General features: G+C 65.9%; 16 protein-coding genes. 6 read left to right on the forward strand and 10 right to left on the reverse strand.

Going from position 1 to position 22293, the window contains the following annotated elements; all coding sequences use genetic code 11:
• Window positions 1-200 precede the first annotated feature (200 nt).
• From JV551A3_RS22105 to JV551A3_RS22115, 3 genes are read left to right on the forward strand one after another with little or no spacing between them, the layout of a single operon-like run.
• Window positions 201-1373: an efflux RND transporter periplasmic adaptor subunit gene (locus JV551A3_RS22105; protein WP_133974209.1), complete on the forward strand. Its 1173-nt coding sequence runs from the start codon at window positions 201-203 to the stop codon at window positions 1371-1373.
• A complete protein-coding gene (locus tag JV551A3_RS22110; RefSeq protein WP_133974211.1) occupies window positions 1374-3338 on the forward strand; it encodes a MacB family efflux pump subunit in 1965 nt (654 codons plus the stop codon). It begins immediately after the preceding gene.
• A gap of 3 nt (window positions 3339-3341) precedes the next feature.
• Window positions 3342-4760: an efflux transporter outer membrane subunit gene (locus JV551A3_RS22115; protein ID WP_133974213.1), complete on the forward strand. Its 1419-nt coding sequence runs from the start codon at window positions 3342-3344 to the stop codon at window positions 4758-4760.
• Window positions 4761-4923: 163 nt separating this feature from the next.
• Here JV551A3_RS22115 and pvdP read toward each other — a convergent pair whose 3' ends face one another.
• Window positions 4924-6549, reverse strand: coding sequence for a pyoverdine maturation tyrosinase PvdP (pvdP, locus tag JV551A3_RS22120; RefSeq protein ID WP_133974217.1), 1626 nt, complete (start codon window positions 6547-6549; stop codon window positions 4924-4926).
• 345 nt (window positions 6550-6894) lie between these two features.
• Between pvdP and JV551A3_RS22125 the strand changes: the two genes are divergently transcribed.
• Both JV551A3_RS22125 and pvdN read left to right on the forward strand, forming a co-directional pair.
• On the forward strand, window positions 6895-8241 hold the full coding sequence (locus tag JV551A3_RS22125; protein ID WP_133974219.1) for a dipeptidase: 1347 nt from the start codon (window positions 6895-6897) through the stop codon (window positions 8239-8241).
• 17 nt (window positions 8242-8258) lie between these two features.
• On the forward strand, window positions 8259-9545 hold the full coding sequence (gene pvdN, locus JV551A3_RS22130) for a pyoverdine-tailoring periplasmic protein PvdN (RefSeq protein WP_133979119.1): 1287 nt from the start codon (window positions 8259-8261) through the stop codon (window positions 9543-9545).
• A gap of 133 nt (window positions 9546-9678) precedes the next feature.
• Here the strand turns inward: pvdN and JV551A3_RS22135 are convergent, their stop codons facing one another.
• Window positions 9679-10647 (reverse strand): alpha/beta hydrolase, encoded by a 969-nt coding sequence (locus JV551A3_RS22135; protein WP_133979121.1) that lies wholly within the window; start codon window positions 10645-10647, stop codon window positions 9679-9681.
• A 140-nt stretch (window positions 10648-10787) separates the two neighbouring features.
• Between JV551A3_RS22135 and JV551A3_RS22140 the strand changes: the two genes are divergently transcribed.
• On the forward strand, window positions 10788-11909 hold the full coding sequence (locus JV551A3_RS22140; RefSeq protein ID WP_133974225.1) for a cupin-like domain-containing protein: 1122 nt from the start codon (window positions 10788-10790) through the stop codon (window positions 11907-11909).
• A 194-nt stretch (window positions 11910-12103) separates the two neighbouring features.
• On the opposite strand, the gene JV551A3_RS22145 is transcribed toward JV551A3_RS22140, so the two are convergent.
• From JV551A3_RS22145 to JV551A3_RS22180, 8 genes are all read right to left on the reverse strand, one after another.
• Entirely contained in the window at window positions 12104-13495 is a 1392-nt protein-coding gene (locus tag JV551A3_RS22145) for an aspartate aminotransferase family protein (RefSeq protein ID WP_133979123.1), read from the reverse strand.
• 207 nt (window positions 13496-13702) lie between these two features.
• Window positions 13703-15025, reverse strand: a complete 1323-nt coding sequence (locus JV551A3_RS22150; protein ID WP_085691602.1) for an ATP-binding protein — start codon at window positions 15023-15025, stop codon at window positions 13703-13705.
• Window positions 15022-15705: a response regulator gene (locus tag JV551A3_RS22155; protein ID WP_133974229.1), complete on the reverse strand. Its 684-nt coding sequence runs from the start codon at window positions 15703-15705 to the stop codon at window positions 15022-15024. Before JV551A3_RS22155 ends, JV551A3_RS22150 begins: the two co-directional genes overlap by 4 nt.
• Before the next feature lie 182 nt (window positions 15706-15887).
• Complete coding sequence (locus JV551A3_RS22160) at window positions 15888-16451, reverse strand: nucleotidyltransferase family protein (RefSeq protein WP_133974231.1); 564 nt, start codon at window positions 16449-16451, stop codon at window positions 15888-15890.
• Window positions 16448-17419 carry an XdhC family protein gene (locus JV551A3_RS22165; protein ID WP_133974233.1) on the reverse strand — a complete coding sequence of 324 codons (972 nt, stop codon included), beginning with the start codon at window positions 17417-17419 and terminating at the stop codon, window positions 16448-16450. The genes JV551A3_RS22160 and JV551A3_RS22165 overlap by 4 nt, the downstream gene beginning before the upstream one ends.
• A 2-nt stretch (window positions 17420-17421) precedes the next feature.
• The gene (locus JV551A3_RS22170; protein ID WP_133974235.1) at window positions 17422-18633 is read right to left on the reverse strand and encodes a cytochrome c; all 1212 of its coding nucleotides are present in this window, start codon (window positions 18631-18633) and stop codon (window positions 17422-17424) included.
• 2 nt (window positions 18634-18635) lie between these two features.
• Window positions 18636-19172, reverse strand: a complete 537-nt coding sequence (locus JV551A3_RS22175; protein ID WP_133974237.1) for a (2Fe-2S)-binding protein — start codon at window positions 19170-19172, stop codon at window positions 18636-18638.
• Entirely contained in the window at window positions 19165-21996 is a 2832-nt protein-coding gene (locus JV551A3_RS22180; RefSeq protein WP_133974239.1) for a xanthine dehydrogenase family protein molybdopterin-binding subunit, read from the reverse strand. The genes JV551A3_RS22175 and JV551A3_RS22180 overlap by 8 nt, the downstream gene beginning before the upstream one ends.
• Window positions 21997-22293 lie beyond the last annotated feature (297 nt).

Genomic DNA, 22293 nt, shown 5'->3' on the forward strand with positions numbered 1-22293 from the left:
CCGTTCGTGGGAGCGGCCTTGTGTCGCGAAAGGGCCGCAAAGCGGCCCCGGCAATATTGCAATGATGCGAAGTTCCTGGGGGCGCTACGCACCCCTTTCGCGACACAAGGCCGCTCCCACAGAGATCTCGCCAAACCCTCCGTGCTAAATCCCCCTCTGCCACCTTCGTCTATCTGGCACCCCCTCGGCTGGATGTCTGCATGAGACCTTTAACCAACACCCGTCGCCGGCTCCTGCTCACCGGCCTGGGCCTGCTCGGCCTGGGCAGCCTGCTGGCCTGGAAGGCCCTGCCCTATGGCGCACAGCCGCTCAGCACGGTTGCCGTGACCCGCGCCGACATCGAAAGCAGCGTCACCGCACTGGGCACCCTGCAACCAAGGCGCTACGTGGACGTCGGTGCCCAGGCGTCGGGGCAGATCCACACCCTGCACGTGGAGGTCGGCGACACGGTGCGCAAAGGCCAGCTGCTGGTCGAGATCGACCCTTCGACCCAGCAGGCCCGGCTGGATGCCGGCCGCTACTCGATCGACAACCTCAAGGCCCAGCTGGCCGAACAACGCGCGCAGTTCCAACTGGCCCGGCAGCAGCTCAAACGCCAACAGGACCTGGCCGCCGCCGGCGCCACCCGCGACGAGGACATGCAAACGGCCGCCGCACAGCTGAAAGTCACCCAGGCGCGCATCGACATGTTCCAGGCGCAGATTCGCCAGGCCCAGGCCAGCCTGCGCAGCGACGAGGCCGAGCTGGGCTACACGCGCATCTACGCGCCGATGGATGGCACGGTAGTGGCGGTGGATGCCCGTGAAGGGCAAACCCTCAATGCCCAACAGCAAACCCCGTTGATCCTGCGCATCGCCAAGCTCTCGCCGATGACCGTGTGGGCCCAGGTGTCAGAAGCCGACATCGGCAAGGTCACGCCGGGCATGACCGCCTACTTCACCACCCTGGCCGGCGGCAAACGCCGCTGGACCAGCACCGTTCGGCAAGTGCTGCCGATCCCGCCCAAGCCACTGGAGCAAGCCAGCCAGGGCGGCGGCAGCCCGGCCAGCGTCAGCAATGGCAGTGCCGGCAGCCAGGTGGTGCAGTACAGCGTGCTGCTGGATGTCGACAACCCGGACGGCGCACTGATGGCCGAAATGACCACGCAGGTGTTCTTTGTCGCCGGCAAAGCCAGCCAGGTGCTGACCGTACCACTGGCCGCGCTGGACGACGGCGATGGCCTGCGCCTGGCGCATGTGCTGACCGCCGACGGCAAGGTGGAACAGCGCCAGGTGCGCACCGGCCTCAGCGACCGCCTGCGGGTGCAGGTGCTGGACGGCCTCAACGAAGGCGAACGCCTGGTGATCGGCGCCCCTGGCGTCAGCGGAGGTTGAATGAGCACACCCCTGATCGAGCTGGTCGACATCCGTAAATCCTACGGCGGCGTCGAAACGCCCAAGGTCGATATCCTCCATGGCATCAGCTTGCGCATCCATCCCGGCGAGTTCGTCGCCATCGTCGGTGCCTCTGGCTCCGGCAAGTCGACCTTGATGAATATCCTCGGCTGCCTCGACCGCCCAACTTCCGGCAGCTATCGCTTCGCCGGCAAGGATGTGGCAGAGCTGGGCAGCGACGAACTGGCCTGGCTGCGCCGCGAGGCGTTTGGCTTCGTGTTCCAGGGCTACCACCTGATCCCCTCGGGCTCGGCCCAGGAAAACGTCGAAATGCCGGCCATTTATGCCGGCATCGCCGCTAACGAACGCCACGCCCGTGCCAGCGCCCTGCTCGGCCGCCTGGGCCTGGCCAGCCGCACCGGCAACCGCCCGCACCAGTTGTCTGGCGGCCAGCAGCAACGGGTGTCGATTGCCCGGGCGTTGATGAATGGCGGGCATATCATCCTCGCCGACGAACCCACCGGCGCCCTCGACAGCCACAGCGGCACCGAAGTGATGGCGTTGCTCGACGAGCTGGCCAGCCAGGGCCACGTGATCATCCTGATCACCCATGACCGCAACGTCGCGGCGCGGGCGCAACGCGTGATCGAAATCAGTGACGGGTTGATCATCAGCGATTCGGCCGCCGAAACACCTACCGTCGACAACGGCCGCGGGCTGCAGGCCGACCAGCTGCGCCAGCGCCTGGACCGTGGCGCGACCTTGCACGGCGCGTGGAAAGGCGAATTGCTCGAAGCCCTGCAGGCGGCCTGGCGGGTGATGTGGGTCAACCGCTTCCGCACCGCCCTGACCCTGCTGGGCATCGTCATCGGCGTGGCCTCGGTGGTGGTGATGCTGGCCGTGGGCGAAGGCAGCAAGCGCCAGGTCATGGCGCAGATGGCAGCCTTCGGCTCGAACATCCTCTACCTCAACGGCAAGCCGGCAAGCCTGGGCGAGCAGGCCGGCACCATCACCCTCGACGATGTCGCTGCAATCGGCCAACTGCCGCAGGTCAAGCACGTGATGCCGGTGATTGGCGAAAAGATGATGGTGCGCCACGGCAACAACAGCCAGCGGTTCTACGTGGGTGGCAACAACACCGGGTTCCCCGAGATTTTCAACTGGCCGGCGGTGCAAGGCAGCTTCTACACCGACGCCGATGAAACCAACGCTGCCGCGGTGGCGGTGATCGGCCAGAAAGTGCGGGAAAAGATGCTCGACCCTGGGCGCGACCCCTTGGGGCAGTACCTGCTGATTGGCAATGTGCCGTTCCAGGTGGTCGGCATCCTGGCCGGCAAGGGCGCCAGCTCTGGCGACCAGGACAGCGACGGGCGCATCGTGGTGCCCTACTCCGCTGCAGCCATCCGCCTGTTCGGCCAGCGCGACCCGGACTACATCGCTGTTGCTGCCCTCGACTCCACGCGGGTCAACGAAGCCGAAGCGGCCATCGACAAGCTGCTGCGCCAGCGCCACAACGGCCGCCAGGACTTCGAGCTGACCAATGACGCGGCGCTGATCCAGGCCGAGGCGCGCACGCAGAACAGCCTGTCGCTGATGCTGGGGGCGATCGCAGCGATCTCGCTGCTGGTGGGCGGCATCGGCGTGATGAACATCATGTTGATGACCGTGCGCGAGCGCACCCGTGAAATCGGCATTCGCATGGCCACCGGCGCGCGCCAGCGCGACATCCTGCGGCAATTCCTCAGCGAGGCGGTGATGCTGTCGATGGTCGGCGGCCTGGCCGGCATCGTCCTGGCCCTGGCCATCGGTGGCGGCCTGATGCTGGCTGAAGTGGCAGTGGCCTTTGCCCTGCCCGCCATGCTCGGCGCCTTCGCCTGCGCCGTCGTTACCGGCATCGTGTTCGGCTTCATGCCAGCGCGCAAAGCCGCCCGCCTCGACCCGGTCAAAGCCCTTACCAGCGAATAACCCATGACTCTGCCTAGCCGCATCAGCCTGTCGACCTTATGCATATGCCTCGCCGCTTGCAGCACGCCGCCAACACCCGCCAGCGGCATCGCCGCGCCAGCCGCCTGGCAAGGCGAAGTGGCATCACCCTCTGCACAACTGCCAACGACACAGTGGTGGCAAGCCTTCGCCAGCCGCGAACTCGACCGCCTGGTGCAGCATGCCCTGCACAATGCCCACGACCTGGCTGCCGCCACGGCGCGGGTACGCCAGGCCCAGGCCCGTGCCGTCATTGCCGGCGCGCCGCTGCTACCGGAGCTGAAGCTGGGCCTGGACGGTAGCCGCCAGCGCCTGCTGCACGGCGACGGCTACGACCAGCTGGATGTCAGCCGCAGCGAACCCACCAGCACCTCGTTCGACATGCAGCTCAGCGCCAGCTACGAAATCGACTTCTGGGGAGGCCTGCGGGCGACCCGCGAAAATGCCCTGCGCAACCTGGATGCCAGCCGCTTCGACCGCCAGACCGTGGAGCTGACCCTGGTCAGCGCGGTGGCTGACAGTTACCTGCAGGGGCTGGCCCTGCAGGAGCAGTTGCGCATTGCCCGCCTCAACCTGCGCAATGCCCAAGACGTGCTGGGCCTGGTCGAAGCACGCCAGCGCAGCGGTTCCGCCACGCGCCTGGAACTGGCCCAGCAGCGCAGCCTGGTGGCCGCGCAGCAACGCCAGCTGCCGTTACTGGAACAGAAGTGGCAAGACAGCCGGGTCACCCTGGCGACCCTGCTCGGCGACCCGGTGCAGTCGCTACCTGCCAGCCAGGACGCGATCAACACCCTGCAATGGCCCGCCATTGGCAGCGGCGTGCCCAGCGAACTGCTCACCCGCCGCCCGGACATTGCCGCGGCAGAAGCACGGCTGGCCGCCGCCAGCGCCAACGTGCAGGTCGCCCGCGCCGCCATGCTGCCCAAGCTCACCCTCGGGGCCAACCTGGGGGCTGGCGCCAATACCTTTGCCCATTTGTTCGACAGCTCCTACTACACCCTCACCAGCGGCTTGGTCGCGCCGATCTTCAACAACGGCCGGCTGCGTGCCGCGCGTGAACTGGCCGAGGCTGAACAGATGGAGTTGCTGGAGACCTACCGCAGCAGCATCCTGGCCGGTTTCGCCGACGTCGAGAAAGCCCTCAATGCGATCCGGGGCGTGGACCACCAGCGGCAGTGGCAGGATGAAGAGGTAGAGCAGGCACGCCTGGCGTTCGACCTGGCGCAGCAGCGTTATGGCGCGGGGGCGGAGACATTGTTGAGCGTGCTGGAAACCCAGCGCACCTTGTATGCGGCGCAGGACCAGCAGGCACAACTGCGCCTGGCCCGGTTGCAGGGTAGCGTGGCGTTGTACAAGGCCTTGGGGGGTGGGTGGCAGGTCGACCCCCTGCACGATCCGTTGTAGAAGACGACTTGCCGGCGACTCATGCCACGCGCCGCATGGCACCGGCTTTGCCGGTGTTCGCGGGCTCGCCCGCTCCCACAGAGAGCGCGTGTTGCCTGAACTCAGCGCCAAACCTGTGGGAGCGGGCAAGCCCGCGAAGGGCCGCAAAGCGGCCCCGATTTGCTTAATCGGAACGCGAGCGCTGCGCCACCTTCAGGTTGCGCGCATACCACGGCCGCTGCGGCACCTTGGGCCGCAGCTTGTCGAGCAGGTCGTCATCGCTGTAGATGATGCGCAACGCCAGCTTCATCGTCTCCGGGTCCATCTCTACACTGCGCCCGGGGCGCAAACCCGGCACCGTCGAGCAGCCATGGGTATCCGGTCCCAACCACGGGTCGGCCACCTCCACCCAGCGACCTGGCGCAAACCATGGCACGCCATTGACTTCCAGGCGCCGTACCTCGCCCGGATGCAGCCGCTCATGGGCGTGGAACCAGTCCTCGATGCGGTCGTCGATCCAACCATGAAAGTGCCAGAACACCGGGTTCACATGGGATGAAAACGGATCACCGAGAAAATCGTTCTGCTCGGCGAACCAGCGTTCGGCAAAATCATCCGGCGTGCGTGCCGTCGGCACCGGCATGCCGTTGGAGGGGTCGCGTGGCACCGATGCCCAGCGCATGTGCAGCCAGTCGTGCAGGCCCAGTTCCACTTCCGAACCGAACTGGCCCAGGGTCAAGGTGCTCAGGTACTCCGGGTCAGTGTAACGTGACTCCCAGACCTGGAAGTTGCCATGGAAGGTATCCGGTGTCTTGATGTCGCGTACCCACTGGGTGTATTCCGCATCACCGCTGGCCAGCCAGGTGGGCGGCAGGGCATTGCCGTCATGGTTGTCGAAGTAGCGAGCGAAGCCGGCCCGGTCGCGCTCCAGTTCCGGCTGCGGCAACGGGAAGCGCGTCCATGACGGCAAGTCCTGCAAGGCGCGGGCACTGCCAAGCATGTGCCGATGCATGAAGAAAAAATCCTCGCCCGAGCCGTTGCGGTCCTTGTGCCGGCCCCGCGCGTCACGCTCGCGGTCACGCGGCCCGGGCTGCCAGCCCAGGCCACGCAGGGCGCCCTGCTTGTCCTTGCTCAGTTTGTGCCATTTGTCCCGCGACGAGTGCCACAGCTGGTGGAACAGGCGATGCTCCGGGGCGGTCAGCCAGGCCAGCAGTTGCGGGTTCAGCGGGGTACGCTCGCGCGCCTCGGGGAAGCTGCGCTTCAAGGCCAGGAACTGGTTGTCCTCCACGGGCAGTGTCAGCGCGCGGTCCAGGCGTGCAATGCGCCCGCTGAGGGTCGCCGGCCCGGCGTTGCCGAACCGGCCCCAGACCTCGTCGAGCACGCTATGGCATTCATAGCGGGCCTGGGCCGAAAACAGGCGCCAGCGCAGGGTGCCCGGCTTGTCCGCCAACAGGTCGCCTACCACGCGGTAGCGCGGCTCTTCCGGCCCGCGCAGGCGCTCGGGGGTATCCAGGTAACCGCGCAGGGCCCGCCCGCTGGTCGTCACATCCAGGAACAGCTCCAGTTCACCCGTGGGTAGACCGTCCAGCCCCGCATCCCTGCCCTGCAGAGTCCAGCGCCAGATGCCGCGCAGTGTATCGCCCAGCTGCTGCAGGCGGGTATCGGCCAACTCGACGACGGCCTCGCCAGGGGTTTCCGGGAATTCCTCGGCGGCACGCTGGCGCTGCACATACAGCGCCCCCAGCGCACCGGGCACCACCACACCCGTCAATGCCACACCGGCGATGAAACCGCGTCGGGAAATCGTCATTGCATACCTGTGCATTCATTGCGGCCATGGAGCACGGCCCGTCCAAGGCTAGAACGTTGCACGGCAGGTGAAATTTAGCGGCTTGCCACCCCTGCCCTGAGGGCAACTCGGTCAATGTAGGAGCGGCCTTGTGTCGCGAAAGGGCCGCAAGGCGGCCCCGGCAATTTTGCAGAGGTGCAAAGATTATGGGGGCGCTGCGCACCCCTATCGCGACACAAGGCCGCTCCTACAGGGCCCTGCGCCAGCGACCTGATAGCGGCTAAATTTCCCGGGTGCGCGCTCGTTCACTGCAGGTAGCGGCGGCCTCTGTGCCCATCCCTCGACGGTGAACCTATTGAGATCAAGATGACGACTCCACGCTGGAAGAAAGCCCTGTTTATCAGCCTGGCCGCGGCGGTTGCCGCTGGCGCCGGGTTTGCCGCCTGGCACTACTTCGCCACACCCGCCGGCTACTCCAGGGAGTTGACCCGCCAGGCCAACGACCTGCAGGAACGCATCATCTCGTTCGACAGCCATGTCACCCTGCCGCTGACCTTCGGCACCGAAGGCAGCGAGGCCGACAAGGATGGCAATGGCCGCTTCGACCTGGCCAAGGCCGCACGCGGGCGTTTGTCCGGCGCGGCCCTGACCATCTTCGCCTGGCCGGAATCCTGGACCGGTGACGGTGGCCCGCACCGCCCCACCCCAGGCTTCGTTGAAGCCGCCCGCCACACCCAGGAGGTGCGCTACAACGCCATCACCGCCATGGCCCGCGACTTCCCGCAGCAGGTGGGTATTGCCTATACGCCGCAAGACATGCGGCGCCTGCACGGCGAAGGCAAGTTCGCAGTGTTCCTCAGCATGCTCAATGCCTATGCGTTCGGCGATGACATAGAGGAACTCGACCGCTGGGCCGCCCGCGGCGTGCGCATGTTCGGCTTCAGCTACGTGGGCAACAACAGTTGGGCCGATTCCTCGCGCCCACTGCCGTTCTTCAATGACACCGCCGATGCCCTGGACGGCCTGTCGCCAGTCGGCAAGCGCGCCGTGCAGCGCCTGAACGACCTGGGCGTGATCATCGATGTGTCGCAAATGTCCAGCAAGGCGCTGGCCCAGGCCGTTACCCTGAGTCGCGCGCCGGTGGTGGCCTCGCACTCGGCGCCACGGGCCATGGTCGATATCAGGCGCAACCTCTCCGACAAGGAGCTGCAACTGATCAAGGACAGCGGCGGCGTGATCCAGCTGGTGGCCTTCTCCACCTATCTCAAGCCCTTGAGCAGCAAGACCCAGGACAAACTCAACGCCCTGCGCGCCCGCTACGACCTGCCGCCACTGGCCAACCTCGACTACGCACTGATGCCCGGTGACCCGGTGATCGCCGGCTGGCCCGAGCAGAAGGTCGGCCAATACGCCAACGCGCTGTACGGCATTCTCGAGGAAGAACCGCCGGCCACGCTCAAGGACTATGGCGACGCCATCGACTACACCGTGCGCAAGGTCGGCATCGACCATGTCGGCCTGAGTTCGGACTTCAACGAAGGCGGCGGCATCGACGGTTGGCAGAACGCCAGTGAAGCACGCAACGTCACCGCCGAACTGATCAGCCGCGGCTACTCCGAAGCGGATATCGCCAAGCTCTGGGGCGGCAACTTCCTGCGGGTGTGGGAGCAGGTGCAGAGCGCCGCGCAACCTGTCGCCACCTCATCCCCCTGACCCTAGCGAGCCATTTGATGAACGATCGTCGCACCTTTCTCAAGCAGGCCGGCCTGCTTGCGGCCGCCCTGCCCCTCACAGGCCCACTGCTGCCGGCCGCCCATGCGGCAACTGCACCCCCTGCGACCGCCAGCGACTGGGCCGCGTTTCGCAACCTGTTCGAGCTCGACCCGGCGTACGCACACTTTGCCAACTTCCTGATCACCTCGCACCCACGGCCCGTGCGCGAAGCCATCGAGGCGCTGCGTGCCCGCTTCGACCGCCACCCGGCCCGCATGGTCGACTGGGACAGCCAGTCGGAGTGGAAGCACGAAGCCGCCGTGCGTGAATGGGCAGCCCGCTACCTCGAAGTGACGCCCCGGCAAATCGCCCTGACCGGCAGCACCACCGAAGGCCTGGGGCTGATCTATGGCGGGCTGAAAATTGCCCCGGGGCAGGAAATTCTCACCACCGTGCACGAACATTCGGCCGCCCGCCATACCATGGGTTTTCGCACCTTGCGCGATGGCACACCGGTGCACCGGTTGCGCCTGTTCGACGACCCCGCCAAGGTCACCAGCGACCAGGTACTGGCCACCATCGCGGCGGCCATCGGGCCGAAAACCCGGGTGCTGGGCATGACCTGGGTGCACTCGGGCAGTGGCGTGAAACTGCCCGTGGGCGAGATCGGCGCGCTGGTGCGCGAGGTCAATCGCCAGCGTGACGAGCAGGACCAGATCATCTACGTGATCGACGGTGTGCATGGCTTCGGCGTCGAAGACATGCGCTTTGCCGATCTCAACTGCGACTACTTCATCGCCGGCACGCACAAGTGGATGTTCGGGCCACGGGGTACCGGGATCATCTGCGCGGCGTCCACCGAACTGAAGCAGCTGAACCCGACCATTGCGACGTTTTCCGAGAATGAGGACTTTGCCACGGTGATGACGCCCGGGGGTTACCACGCGTTCGAACACCGCTGGGCATTGGGCAAGGCGTTCGAGCTGCACCTGCAGCTGGGCAAGGCGGCGGTGCAGGCGCGGATTCATGGGCTTAATGGCTATCTCAGGCAGCGGCTTGAAGCGCTGCCGGGGGTTGATCTGGTGACACCGCGCAGCACGCAGTATTCGGCGGGGTTCACCTTCTTCCGGGTGACGGGGCGGGATGCTGACGAGGTGGCCCGCTACCTCAACAGCCAGCGCATCGTGGTGGATGCGGTGTCGCGGGATGTGGGGCCGGTGGTGCGGACGGCGCCTGGGCTGTTGAATACCGAGGCAGAGATCGAGCGGTTGGTGGAGATGTTGAAGCGCTACCTGCGCGCTTGAAGGTTGCCTGTACCGGCCCTATCGCCGGCAAGCCAGCTCCCACAGATATCCAACAGACCTGAAGGTTTGTGCAGTACCTGTGGGAGCTGGCTTGCCGGCGATAGGGGCGCAACGCGCCCCCGGCAATCTCAAGTCAGGACTCGCCGCCGACCCACTTCAACCATTCCCCCACATCCCGGTAAATCCCGTCCACCTGCTCAACGATCCCCGACATGCGCAAGAAGTCATGGGTCAACCCCTCCACCCGGGCAAAGGTCACCGCTGTCCCGCCTGCCACCAGCCAGTCACGATAGGCCATGCCCTCATCATGCAACGGGTCATATTCGGCCACGAACAGGTAAGCCGGTGCCAAAGGCTGGCGCAGCGTCGACAGCAACGGCGATACCCGCCAGTCCAGGCGCTGCTCGCACTGCGGCGCATAGTGCTGGTAGAACCACTCCAGGGTGAGCGTCTCCAGCAGGTAACCCTCGGCATGCTCGCGATGAGACTCACGCTGGCAGGAGATATCGGTCACCGGATAGAACAGCAACTGTGCCAGCGGCTTGAACGCCAGCGCCTCGGGCTGCTCCACAGCAGTAATGGCCAGCACCGCCGCCAGGCTCGCGCCCACGCTGTCCCCTGCCAGCACCACCCGGCGATTGTCCAGGCCCAGCGACGCCGCCTGCTCAGCCAGCCAGTTGGCGGCGTCCAGCGCATCGTGCAGGGCCATCGGGAACTGCTGTTCCGGTGCCAACCGGTAGTCCGCCGCCAGCACCGCAAACTCGCCCAAGGCCGCCAGGCGGCGGCACACCGAGTCATGCGAGTCGAGGCTGCCGACCACATAGCCGCCGCCATGCAGGTACAGGATCACTGGCTGCAAGGCAGGCCCAGCATCGCCCCGGCGGTACAGACGAGCAGCCAGGCGGGCACCGTCGCGCGCGGTCATCTGCAACTCGCTGGCCGTGACGTTGCCGGGCGGGCTCGGGTCGAGTACCTGCGAGCTGCCCTCGAACTCGGTACGGGCCTGGGCCACGTCCATCGCGTGCATGGGCAGGCTCCTGCCCGTCAGCCGGCCAAATTCGACCAGTTCCAGAAATGCCGCCAGATCAGGGTGCAGTGCCATGTGGGTTCCTTGGGTGAAATGTGACTCGAGCCTCCCTACGGGACGTAGCAGCATGCCGAAAAATTACCCGTGCACACGGCTAAATCGTTGGTGCGAGCATTCGTTACCCCTGCACAACGAAAGACCGCCAGAGGCATACCGTGGACCTTCAGAGCATCCTCAGCAAACTGTTCGCCAACGCCCATGCCGTCGGCATCGAAGGCGTTTTCCAGTTCGTCTTCAGCCAGGACCTGGCCTTCTGGTCGGAGGTGCGCGACAGCAGCCGCACCGGTGCGGGTCGGCACAGCGCCCCGGACGTCACCATCGAGGTGACCGAGCGTGACTTCATCGGCATCATGGGCGGCACCGCCAACGTCGAAGAACTGTTCGCCAGCGCCCGCCTGAAGATCAGCGGCAACATGGGCCTGGCCACCTTGCTGCCGCAGATCATCAGCAACGCCCGCCGCGGCGCGCCGGCGGCCAAGGTATCGATGAACCAACGCTACCCGACACCGGCACGCTTCAGCGAACGGGTGTCGGCCGCGCAACCGGCACAGCGCGAGGTGGCACGCATTGCCCGCGCCGACATGTCGCTGGCACGCTTCCAGCGCGAATACCTGGAGCATGGGGCGCCGGTGGTCATCAGTGATGCCCTGCAGGACTGGCCGCTGTTCACCATGGGCCGCGAAGCTTCGCTGGAACATTTCGCCGAACTGCAGGGCATCACCCGGCACGGCGACTACGTGAAGAAGACCTTCTCCACCGACCGTGACTTCCGCTCCACCTCCATGGCTGACTTCATCGCCTCGCTGGACACCCCTGCCAAACCCGGCGAAACCCCGGCCTACATGGGCAACAACATCGTGCCGGAAAAACTGCTGACGCTGATTCGCTACCCGCAGTACTTCGCCCGCGAGAAGTTCATTGCACCGCGCATATGGATCGGCCCCAAGGGCACCCTGACGCCACTGCACCGCGACGACACCGACAACCTGTTCGCGCAGGTATGGGGGCAGAAATCGTTCATCCTCGCCGCGCCGCACCATCGCCCAGCCCTGGGCACCTGGTCGACCAGCCCGAAGGGCGGCCTGGACGGCTGCGACTTCAACCCCGATGCCCCGGACTACCAGCGTTTTCCGGCGGCGCGCGAAGTGCCTTTCCTGCGCGTGATGCTGCAGGCCGGTGACCTGCTGTTCCTGCCCGAAGGGTGGTTCCACCAGGTGGAGTCTGTGACCACCTCGCTCTCGGTGAACTTCTGGGTGAGTTCCGGGCGCGGTTGGTAGTCGGGATTACCAGGGGGCGCTGCGCGCCCCTTTCGCCGGCAAGCCAGCTCCCACAGGGACCGCGCCGACCGGAAGACTTGCGCTGTACCTGTGGGGCCAGCTACCACAGCGACTGCGCTGACCTGAAGGCTTGCGCTGTACCTGTGGGAGCCGGCTTGCCGGCGATAGGGCCGCGCAGCGGCCCCGGCAACCGATCAGACCGCCGCGATCAACGCCTCGGCAAACCGCTGCGCGACGTCGTCGATCTGCTCGCCACTGATGATCAACGGCGGCAGGAAGCGCACCACCGCCCCATGCCGCCCACCGAGCTCCAGGATCAGCCCGCGCTTGAGGCACTCGCGCTGCACCTTCGCCGCCAGCTCGCGGTTAGCCGCCGGATGCCCAAGCGCATCACGCTGCCCTTGTGGGGCCACCAGCTCCACCCCGAGCATCAGCCCCCGCCCGCGAACATCACCCAACTGCGGATAATCCCGCTGCAACTGCTGCAGGTGCTGGCACAGGCGCTGCCCCATGACCTCGGCATGCTCGGCCAGGCGATGCTCGACCAGGTAATCGATCACCGCCGAACCCGCCGCCATGGCCATCTGGTTGCCACGGAAAGTGCCGGCGTGGGCGCCCGGCTTCCAGGTGTCCAGCCAGTCGCGGTACACCACCACCGCCAGCGGCAGGCTGCCGCCAATGGCCTTGGACAGGGTGACCACGTCCGGGACGATGCCGGCATGCTCGAAGGCGAACATGCGCCCGGTGCGGGCAAACCCGCTCTGGATCTCATCGACGATCAACGCCACGCCAGCCTGCTCGGTGATGCGTCGTACACCCTTGAGCCACTCGATATCGGCCGGGATGACCCCGCCCTCGCCCTGTACCACCTCGAGAATCACCGCCGCCGGCAGCGGCACGCCGCTTTCCGGGTCGAGCAGCAGGGTTTCCAGGTAATGCAGGTTGGCCCTGATCCCGGCTTCGCCGCCCAAGCCGAACGGGCAACGGTAGTCGTAGGGGTACGGCATGAACTGCACACCGTTGCCGAGCAAGGCCCCCAGCGGTTGCTTCGGCCCATGGCTGCCCATAAGGCTCAGCGCCCCCTGGCTCATGCCGTGGTAGGCGCCATGAAAGGCCAGCACGGTGCTGCGGCCGGTTGCGGTGCGCACCAGCTTCAGCGCTGCTTCCACCGCATCGGTACCGGTCGGGCCGCAGAACTGGACCTTGGCTTCACGACGCAACGCCTCGGGCAGCACGCCGAACAAGTCCTGAACGAAGCGGTCCTTGACCGGCGTTGTCAGGTCCAGAGTGTGCAGCGGCAGCTCATCGGCCAGTACCCGCTGGATCGCCTCGACCACTACCGGATGGTTGTGGCCAAGCGCCAGGGTGCCGGCGCCGGCCAGGCAGTCGATGAACTGGCGGCCTTCGACATCTTCCACATGGATGCCACGGGCGCGCTTGAGTGCCAGCGGGATACGGCGCGGGTAGCTGCGGGCGTTGGATTCCTGTTGTTGCTGGCGTTGCAGCAAGGGTGAATCGGTGAACTCGTACAAGGCACGCGGCGCGCTGGCCGGCGGGACCTGGGCAAGGCAGGAAGCGGTGGGCATGGGTGAATCCTCGCAAGCAAGCGAAAGTGCGGGTGTTCGTCGCTTGGGAAACGCTTGAGTGCGGGGAGGATTTAGCGGTTGTTACTGTTTTTTACTCTGCCTGTGCCGGCCCTTTCGCGGGCTTGCCCGCTCCCACAGGTACTGCACAGGGTCTGATCCCTGTGGGAGCGGGCAAGCCCGCGAAAGGGCCGGCACAGACAGTGAAGATCAGCTGGCCGAGCGCGCCGGCACCTGCAACAACACCCGCAACCCATCACTGCGGCTGTCAAACTTCAGGCTACCGGCACAACGCTGCACGATCGCCTGCACGATCGCCAGCCCCAACCCGCATCCACCACTCTGCCCGTTGCGCCAGAAGCGCTCGGTCAGGTGCTCCAGGTCCGCCTCGGCAATCCCCGGCCCATGGTCGCGCACCATGAAGCCCACCTGGCCATCAGCCATCTGCACCTCAAGCTCCACCGCCTCGTCGCCGCCATGGCGCAAGGCGTTGTCCAGCAGGTTGCGCAGCGCCGCCACCGCCAGCGGCGCGGGCATGCCCAGGTAGATCTGCGTAGCTGCTTCAGGCAAGCGCAGCACGATGCGTCGGTTGTCACCGCCACCGGCATCCTGCACCGCCTGCCGGGCCACCTGCTCGGCGCTGCACTGCACGCCATCCTCAAACGACAGGCTGCCCTCCACCCGCGCCAGCATCAACAATTGCTCCAGCGTGCGGTGCATGCGGTCGGCCCCCTGCTCCGCATGCTCCAGCGCCTGCTCGCGCACGGCGCCATCGGTCATCCGCGCTACCTGCAGGTGGGTCTTGATCGCCGTCAGCGGGCTGCGCAGTTCATGCGCGGCATCGTCGGTCAGGCGCCGCTCACGCTCGATGGTCTGGGCAATGCGCAGGAACAGCTGGTTCTGGGTTTCCAGCAACGGTTGCAGTTCGCTGGGCATGCCCGCCACCTGCAGCGGCTCGACACTGTCCGCGCGCCGGCGGCGCAGGGCATCGCGCATGCGGTTGAGCGGCTCCAGCCCCTTGCCCAGGCCGATCCACAATAACCCAAGGCTGCCAAGCAGGGCCATCAGCACCGGCGCCGAGGCCGCCAGCAGGATCGACTGGTTCAGCGCCTCGCGCTCCATGTGCCGGTCGGCGGTGGTGATACGCACATCGCCATGGTTGTAGGTGAAGGTGCGCCACAGCGCGTCGTCGATGGTCTGGTCGCGGAAACCGCTGCGTTCATCGTCCATGACGCCATCGTGCTTGTGGTTGCTGGCGAGAATCTCGCCACGCAGCGAGCTGACCTGGCAGGCCATGCCGTCCGGCACGCTGAACTGATCGGCGGAAAAGTGCGCCTCACCGCCCTTGGCAGTCAGCGGCTGCGGCAACTGGTCGATCAACCCGGCGACCATGCGCGCCGAGGCCACCAGGCGCTGGTCGAGCGAGAACATCATCTGCTGGCGCAGGTCGCGCAGCATCCACGCGGCGGCGAGCGCCCAGATGATCACGAAGGCACTGCCCAGGATCAGGCTCAGGCGTACCCGCAGGCTCATGATGCGGCCTGCTCCGGCGCCTGGGCCGGGCCAAGGCGGTAGCCCAGGCCGCGCACGGTCTCGACGATGCCGTTGCCCAGCTTGCGCCGCAGATGGTGGATATGCACGTTCAGGGCATTGCTTTCGACTTCGTCGCTGAAGCCGTACACGCAATCCTTGAGCTGCTCGCTGGACAGAACCCGCCCGGGATTCTGCAACAGCGCCTGGAGCAATGCCTGTTCACGCCGGGACAGGTCGACCGGCTGGCCGGCCAAGGTTGCCTCGCAGCTACTCGGGTCATAGCGCAGCGGGCCGTGCTCGATCACATTCACCGCCCGCCCGGCCACCCGCCGCAGCAGGGTGTGCAGGCGTGCGGCCAGCTCGCGCAGGTCGAATGGCTTGAGCAGATAATCGTCGGCGCCAGCCTGCAGGCCATCGACCCGATCGGTAACCGCATCACGGGCGGTGAGCACCAGCACTGGCAGTGTCTCGCCTTTCTCGCGCAGGCGGCGCAACAGCTTCAGGCCGTCTTCGTCAGGCAGGCCAAGGTCGAGGATCATCACATCGAACTGCGCCGCCTGCAGCATCGCCCGTGCATCGGCCGCGTTGCCCACACGGTCCACGGTCAGGCCCTGGGCGGCAAGGCCGGCGCAGATGCCGGCGGCGATCAGGTCGTCGTCCTCACAGAGCAGAACGTGCATGGTGGGGCTCCCGGAATGGTGTGGCTGGCATTGCACCTTGGGCGGATTAAGGGGGGATTATGGACCTTTTTGTTGGTTGGGGGGGTGTTCACCTTGACCCTTTCAGCGCCTGTGAGATCGAGCGCCGCCCGCGCGGCGCTCGATCTGACAGGCGCTAGACATGTTGTGGCGAACACCAGGGCCTAAAGCAGCCCCTGCGGCGTATCCACATCCAGCAAAACCCCCGCATCCTCCACCTCAACCACCACACAACAATCCCGATGCGCTTGCACCACCGACCGAGCCCCTTCATCCCCGGCAAGCTGCCCCAGCCCCGGCCAGAATTCCCGCCCGAAAATCACCGGGTGCCCCTGCTGCCCAGCATGCCGTGGCAATACGATTTTCGATGTACTGGCGGCTTCCGCCAAACGACGCAAGGTTGCCGCTTCGATCCAAGGCATATCACCCAGCAAGATCGCCACCGCCTGCGCCTGGCTGTCACCCAACGACCTGGCGCCTGCCGCCAGGCTATGCCCCATCCCCGACGCCGCGTCCGGGCTGACGATCACCAGGCAATCGCCAGGCAAGGCAAAATCCTCGCCCCACTCGCCCGCGCGCAACACCACGCGCACATCATCGAATACCGCCCGAGCCCGCTCCACGCTATGGGCCAGCAGGCTGCGACCATCAGCCAACGTCGCCCGGCGCTTGTCGGCACCAAAACGCCGGCCGCTTCCTGCCGCCAGCACCAGCGCAACCACGCTCACAGCGCCGCCCTCTCGATGCCATTGCGCACCCGCAGAATATCGGCCAGCACCGCCAAAGCGATCTCGGCCGGGGTCTTGCTGCCCAGGTTGAGGCCGATCGGGGCGTGGATGCGGCCCAGTTCGACGTCACCCAGGCCACCGATCCGCCGCAGGCGTTCACGGCGCTTGTCGGAGGTCGCCAGGGACCCCATCACACCGATATAAAACGCCTCGGTGCGCACCGCTTCGAGCATCGCCAGGTCATCGATCTTCGGGTCGTGGGTCAGCGCCACCACTGCGGTGTCGGCATGGCAACCGCCATGGGCAATGAACTCCGATGGCAGCTCGCGGCGTACCTCGATGCCATCCAGCCGTACACCGTCGAGCACTTCGTCACGCGGCTCGCAGAGGATGACTTCGAAGCCCATGCCCTTGCCGAACTCGGCACAGAAATGCGCGACGCTGGAGTAACCGGCCAGCAGCAGACGCTGGGCTGCCCCCACACGCAAGCGTACACAGGCACCCTCACGCTCCACACGCGGCCCCTGGCTTTGGTCATCGACAAGCAGGCGCGTCCCCTCGGGCAGGCTCACTTCACGCAGCACACGGCGCTGGCCCTGCAATGCGCTCTCCAGCTCACGCAGGTGCGCCTGCACGTCGCATTCGGCCGGCAGGTTTTCCACCAGCACTTCCAGCACGCCGCCACACGGCAGGCGGATGCTCGAACGCGAGTCGCTGCCATCGCCGTAACGCACGATGGCCACCGGTTCGGGAAACGCTCCCCGCCCCACCCGCTCGAGAAAGTCGTCTTCGACGCAGCCACCGGACAACGAACCCAGCCACTGCCCGCTGGCGTTCACCGCCAGCAGCGAGCCCGGCGCACGGGGCGCCGAGCCATAGGTAGCGAGCACCGTGCACAACCACACCCGCTGGCCTCCGCACGACCACTGCAACGCCTGGCGGACCACCTGTAGATCGAGATGCTGCACCTTTACTCCACCTTCAGCTCGGCGAGCTGCTGTACGCTCAGGTCACCGGGCAATCCACCCCAGGCCTGGCGCAGGTAGTTGACCATATCCGCCACCTGCTGGTCATCGAGCTTGTCGGCAAAGCCCGGCATCGGCTGCATGCGCTCGAAGCCGGTGAACTGCTGTTCACGGATGCCTTCGAGGATCACCTTGACCAGGTTGCGCGAGTCGGCCTGACGCAGCACGGTGTTGCCGCGCATGGCCACGGCGATGTGCGGCTTGCCCTCGCCGTCCACCCCATGGCAGCCGGCGCAGACGTTCAGGTACTGCTGGCGGCCGCGCCTGGCGCTTTCGCTCATCTGCTCCAGTGCCACCGCCTGGATGGCCTTGGCCGGCGGTGGCTGGTCACCCAGCAGGTAGGTGGCCATGGCCGCCAAGTCGGCATCCTCCAGATGCTGGGTGCTGTGGTGCACCACCGGGAACATTTCGTTGAACATGCTGCCCTGAGCGCTGATGCCGTGCTTGAGGAAGGTGGTCAGGTCCGGCTGCGTCCAGCCGCGCTCGGCCAGGTCCTGGGCCAGCAGGCTCGGCGCCAGGTAACCACCCAGCAGGCCGCCGCTCAGGCGCTGGTCCTGCTGCAACGCACCGATCGGGTTGCGCGGGGTATGGCACTCGCCGCAATGGCCCATGACTTCGACCATGTACTGCCCACGCTGCCAGGCCGGGCTTTTGCCCTCGGTCGGTTGCAACTGCACGCTCTTGCCGTAGAGCATGTTCCAGCCGCTAAGCCCCTGGCGCACGTTGAACGGAAAGCGCAATGCAGTCTGTGGTGCCGGGCGGTTGATTGGCGGCACCGTCATCAGGTAGGCAAGGATCGCGTCCGAGTCTTCGCGCTTGATCAGGTGGTACGAGGTGTACGGCATCGCCGGGTAGAGGTTGGCGCCGTCCTTGCGCTTGCCCTCGGTTACCGCGGCGAAGAATTCGTCGGCGCTGTAGTTGCCGATACCGTACTGCTTGTCCGGGGTGATATTGCTGCCGTAAATGGTGCCGAACGGCGAATGAATCGGCAGGCCGCCAGCGTACGGCGCGCCGCCTTCGGCAGTGTGGCAGGCCATGCAGTCGGCCGCACGGGCCAGGTATTCCCCGCGCTTGACCTGCGCCTGGTCGGCTGCCTGGGCAAGCGAGGTAAAGGCAAGGCCGAGAGCCAGCGCCAGTGCGCTACGAACAAGACCCATGCTCAACCCTCCTTCACCAGGCCGAGGTCGTTGAGCACCGTGCGAGTAGCGTCGTAGTAACGCACGTAGCCAGTGCAACGGCAGATGTGATGGCCCAGGCTCGCCTCGATGCGGTCTTCCACCTCGCTCTTCTTCAGCGGCTGGCGCTGGGCGGTTTCCACCAGCACCGTGGCGGCATTGACGAAGCCCGGCGCGCAGTAGCTGCACTGGAAGGCGAACAGGTCGACGAACTTCTGCTGGATCGGGTTCAGCGTCAGGTTGCCGGCCTCGTCCTGTTGGGCATGGCCCTCGATGGTGCGGACCTTCTTGCCCTCGAAGTAATGCGCACCGGTAATGCAGGTGCGCACCTCCTCGCTGGTGCCGTCAGGGTTGTCGACGATCACCACACAGGCATGGCAGATGCCCTGGCCGCAGCCCAGGCGCGAGCCGGTGAGGTTCTGGTGTTCGTGCAGGTAGTCGATCATCGCCAGGTCATCAGGGACCTCGACCGGGCCGACCGGTTGACCGTTGAGGGTCAGTTGCAGTGGACGGTTAGCCATTGAGGGCCTCCTTGATACGGGCTGGGGTGATGGGGAGATCGCGCACGCGCTTGCCAATGGCATGCGCGACGGCATTGCCGATGGCACCGACGACTGGGATCATCACCACCTCGGCGATGCCCTTGGACGGGTCGGTCGGTGACAGCGGCGGGAGGATTTCGCTGGTCTGCTGCCACACCGCCACATCGCGAGCATGCGGCAGGCGGTAGCGGTTGAAGTTCCAGTCGCCCTCCCCGGGCCCGCCCTCGTACAGCGGCATTTCTTCGGTCAAGGCATGGCCGATGCCCATGGCGATACCGCCTTCGAGCTGGCCCTTGACCAGTTCCGGCACCAGCACCCGGCCGCACTCGACCCAGCTGTGATGGTTGAGCACCTGCACTTCGTGAGTGCCCTTGTTCACCTTGACTTCGACAATGGTCGCCACCGGGCTGTAGTAGGTAACCATGGCGTTGTTCAGCTGGGTATCGGGGTAGGCGGCGTTCTGCCGGTCGAGCAGGTGGTAGCCGTGGCTGCTCATCTGCGCCTTCTTGGCATTCACCGCGCCATCGCCGTACTTCACCGCCACCGCGTCGAGCGGGAAGCGCTCGCGCACGCCGTCGATGACGAAGTCGGCCTCGGCCCAGCTCCAGCGGTTGAAACCGTGCACGCTGACGCCGGTGACCAGGCCCATGTCATGGGCCTTCTGGGCCAGCTGGGCGAACGGGATCGGTGACAGGCCGTTGCCGGTCAGCTCGCCGTTGACCCACACCGCATTCTCGCGCCGCACCACCAGCGGGTTGGCCTGGCCGCCGTAAGGGCCTTGGCTCCAGATGGCCATGGCCGCCGGCCACAGACCGTGATTGAACAGCACGCGTGCCGCTTCGCGGGTGGCATGGCTGAAGTAGAACGCCGAGTTGGTCGCCGACGATGGCGAAGCGAGCTTGCCGACCCAACGCGGGTTGCGCAGCGCGGCATCCTGCTCGGGCTGGCTGATCAGGTACGGGTTGCCGCTGGTGGTCAGCTGCAGCTCCGGCCATTCGGTGACCGCGGTCTTCACCTCGTCGGCAGAGCGACCGAGGAAATCGCTGACCACCAGGGCCTGGGAGGTGGACATGCCGGTTCCCAGCTCGGTGCCGATGTGACGCAGGCTGATGCGCCCGTCGCGGCTGAACTCGATGCTGGCCATCGGAGCTTCGGAGCCGGTGCCGAAGTCTTTCTGGCAGATGGCAAAGCCCACGCCATACCAGTGGTCCGGGTCCTTGGCATCCATCTGCTGCTTGCGCGCGTCGCGGTTGCGCCACCAGTCGTGCACGGCGGCCTTGTCGAGAATCTCGTACAGGCGCAGGGCGCCGGCCGGGACCGCACCCTGGGTGTTCTTCATGCCCGACTTCAGCGCGTTGGCACGGCGCAGGTCGATGGCATCGACGCCCAGGCGCCCGGCGATTTCATCCACCATCATTTCGGTGGCGGCCATGGTCTGCAGGGTACCGTAGCCACGCATGGAGCCGGCCTCGACGCCCCGGGAATGATAGGCAGTGACCGAAAGGTCGTTCTGCGGCATGTAGTAGATCGACTGGGCCGCCGTGGCGCCCACCGCTGCCACCGACGGGCTGTAGTTGATACGCCCGCCACCGTCGCAGCTCATGTCGGCGCGGAAGATCTTGAAGCTGTTGTCCTTCTTGTCCACCGCCAACTGGTAGCGGATATCGAAGGCATGGCGCTTGATGCCGCTCTGGAACTGCTCGTAGCGGTCGTTGGCCAGGCGGATCGGTACACCGGCGCCATACAAGGCGGCCACGGCGGCGTAGAAGACGAAGATGTTGTTGTCTTTCGAGCCGTAGCCCACGGTATAGCCCGGGTGCATGTTCAGCGTGTTCAGGGCGAAGCGCGACGGCTTGATCATGTGCACGCATTCCTGCGCCACTTCGAACGGGCACTGGGTCGCGACCACGAAATGCAGCGTACCGCTGGCCGGGTCGTACCAACCGTTGCCGTTGTCCGGCTCCAGTGCGGCCGGCTCGATGGACGGCGTCTTGTAGCGCTCGTCGAACACCAGCCAGTCCTCGGGCGGGTTGTCCAACTGCTCGGCCATCCGCTTGGCGTAGAACAGGCCCTGCTCGGTCAGGTCGCCATGCTGGTTGGGCTGCTTCGACCACACCGGCTTGCGGTTGAGGATGGTGGGGAACAGCATGGAATTCTTCAGGCTGGAGAATTCATCGTCGTCGAAAGGCGTGGCACCGCCCACGCGCACGAAGCGGAAGCTGCCGTAGGGGTCGCGCTGGTACAGCGGCGCCTGGGCCCCATAGCGGATCGCCTGGTCGTTGAACTGCAGCTTGCGCTTGGCCTGGCGGAAGCGCTCGAAGTCGTGCCAGATCAGGATTGCCACCGGGTGGCCGATGAACATCGGCACCTTGCCGGGCGGCAGCAGCGGGTCGGGCGAGTGGGCCTCGGGCCAGGCGATGCCGTCCCGTTCCAGGTCGGCAGCGGTGACGATGCGGTCCGGTTGCAGGTCGGCGCCAAGCAGGCTGAGGTCATGGCCGGCATAGATACGGTCGGCCTTGGTCGCCTTGAGCAGCAGCGCATGGCCCTGCTGCGCGGGCCAGCCGGGCATGTCCTTGGCACGGATGTCGCGGGCGAACACCTTGTCGCCGCACACCTTGGACAAGGCATCGTTACGAAAACGCGCCTTGCCATCATGGTTCATCCACTTCTGCGGCGAGGTGGTGACGCGTTCTTCCATCAGCGCGGCGAACGCCTGGCTGCCGAGCGGCGCCATGGTCACGCCGACACCAGCTATCAGGCCGCCTTGCAGGAAGGCGCGCCTGGAAATATCACGGTTGGACATGCTTGATCCTCTGGGCAGCAGGGGGTCTGCCCTTTTTTTGATTCTGGTACTAGCTCGCAAAAAGCTGACCTGTGCGTCAACTTTACAGCAATTGTGGTGTCGCAGGCAAAGTCAAGCAGACAATATGTCGCGACATATATGGGATGTGGGGCGGAATTCGCGCTGTGGCTGGTAGGAGTTCGTCGGGGGATCTCCCAGACGCAGACAATCCCAAGGCATACACCTCCAAGCCCTGATGCCCCCCCTTGACCAAAAACCAGAGTTAACCTTGGGTTAATCGACCCAAGCCAGCATGAC

Origin of the sequence: Pseudomonas inefficax (assembly GCF_900277125.1) — a bacterium.
GTDB classification, from domain to species: Bacteria; Pseudomonadota; Gammaproteobacteria; order Pseudomonadales; family Pseudomonadaceae; genus Aquipseudomonas; species Aquipseudomonas inefficax.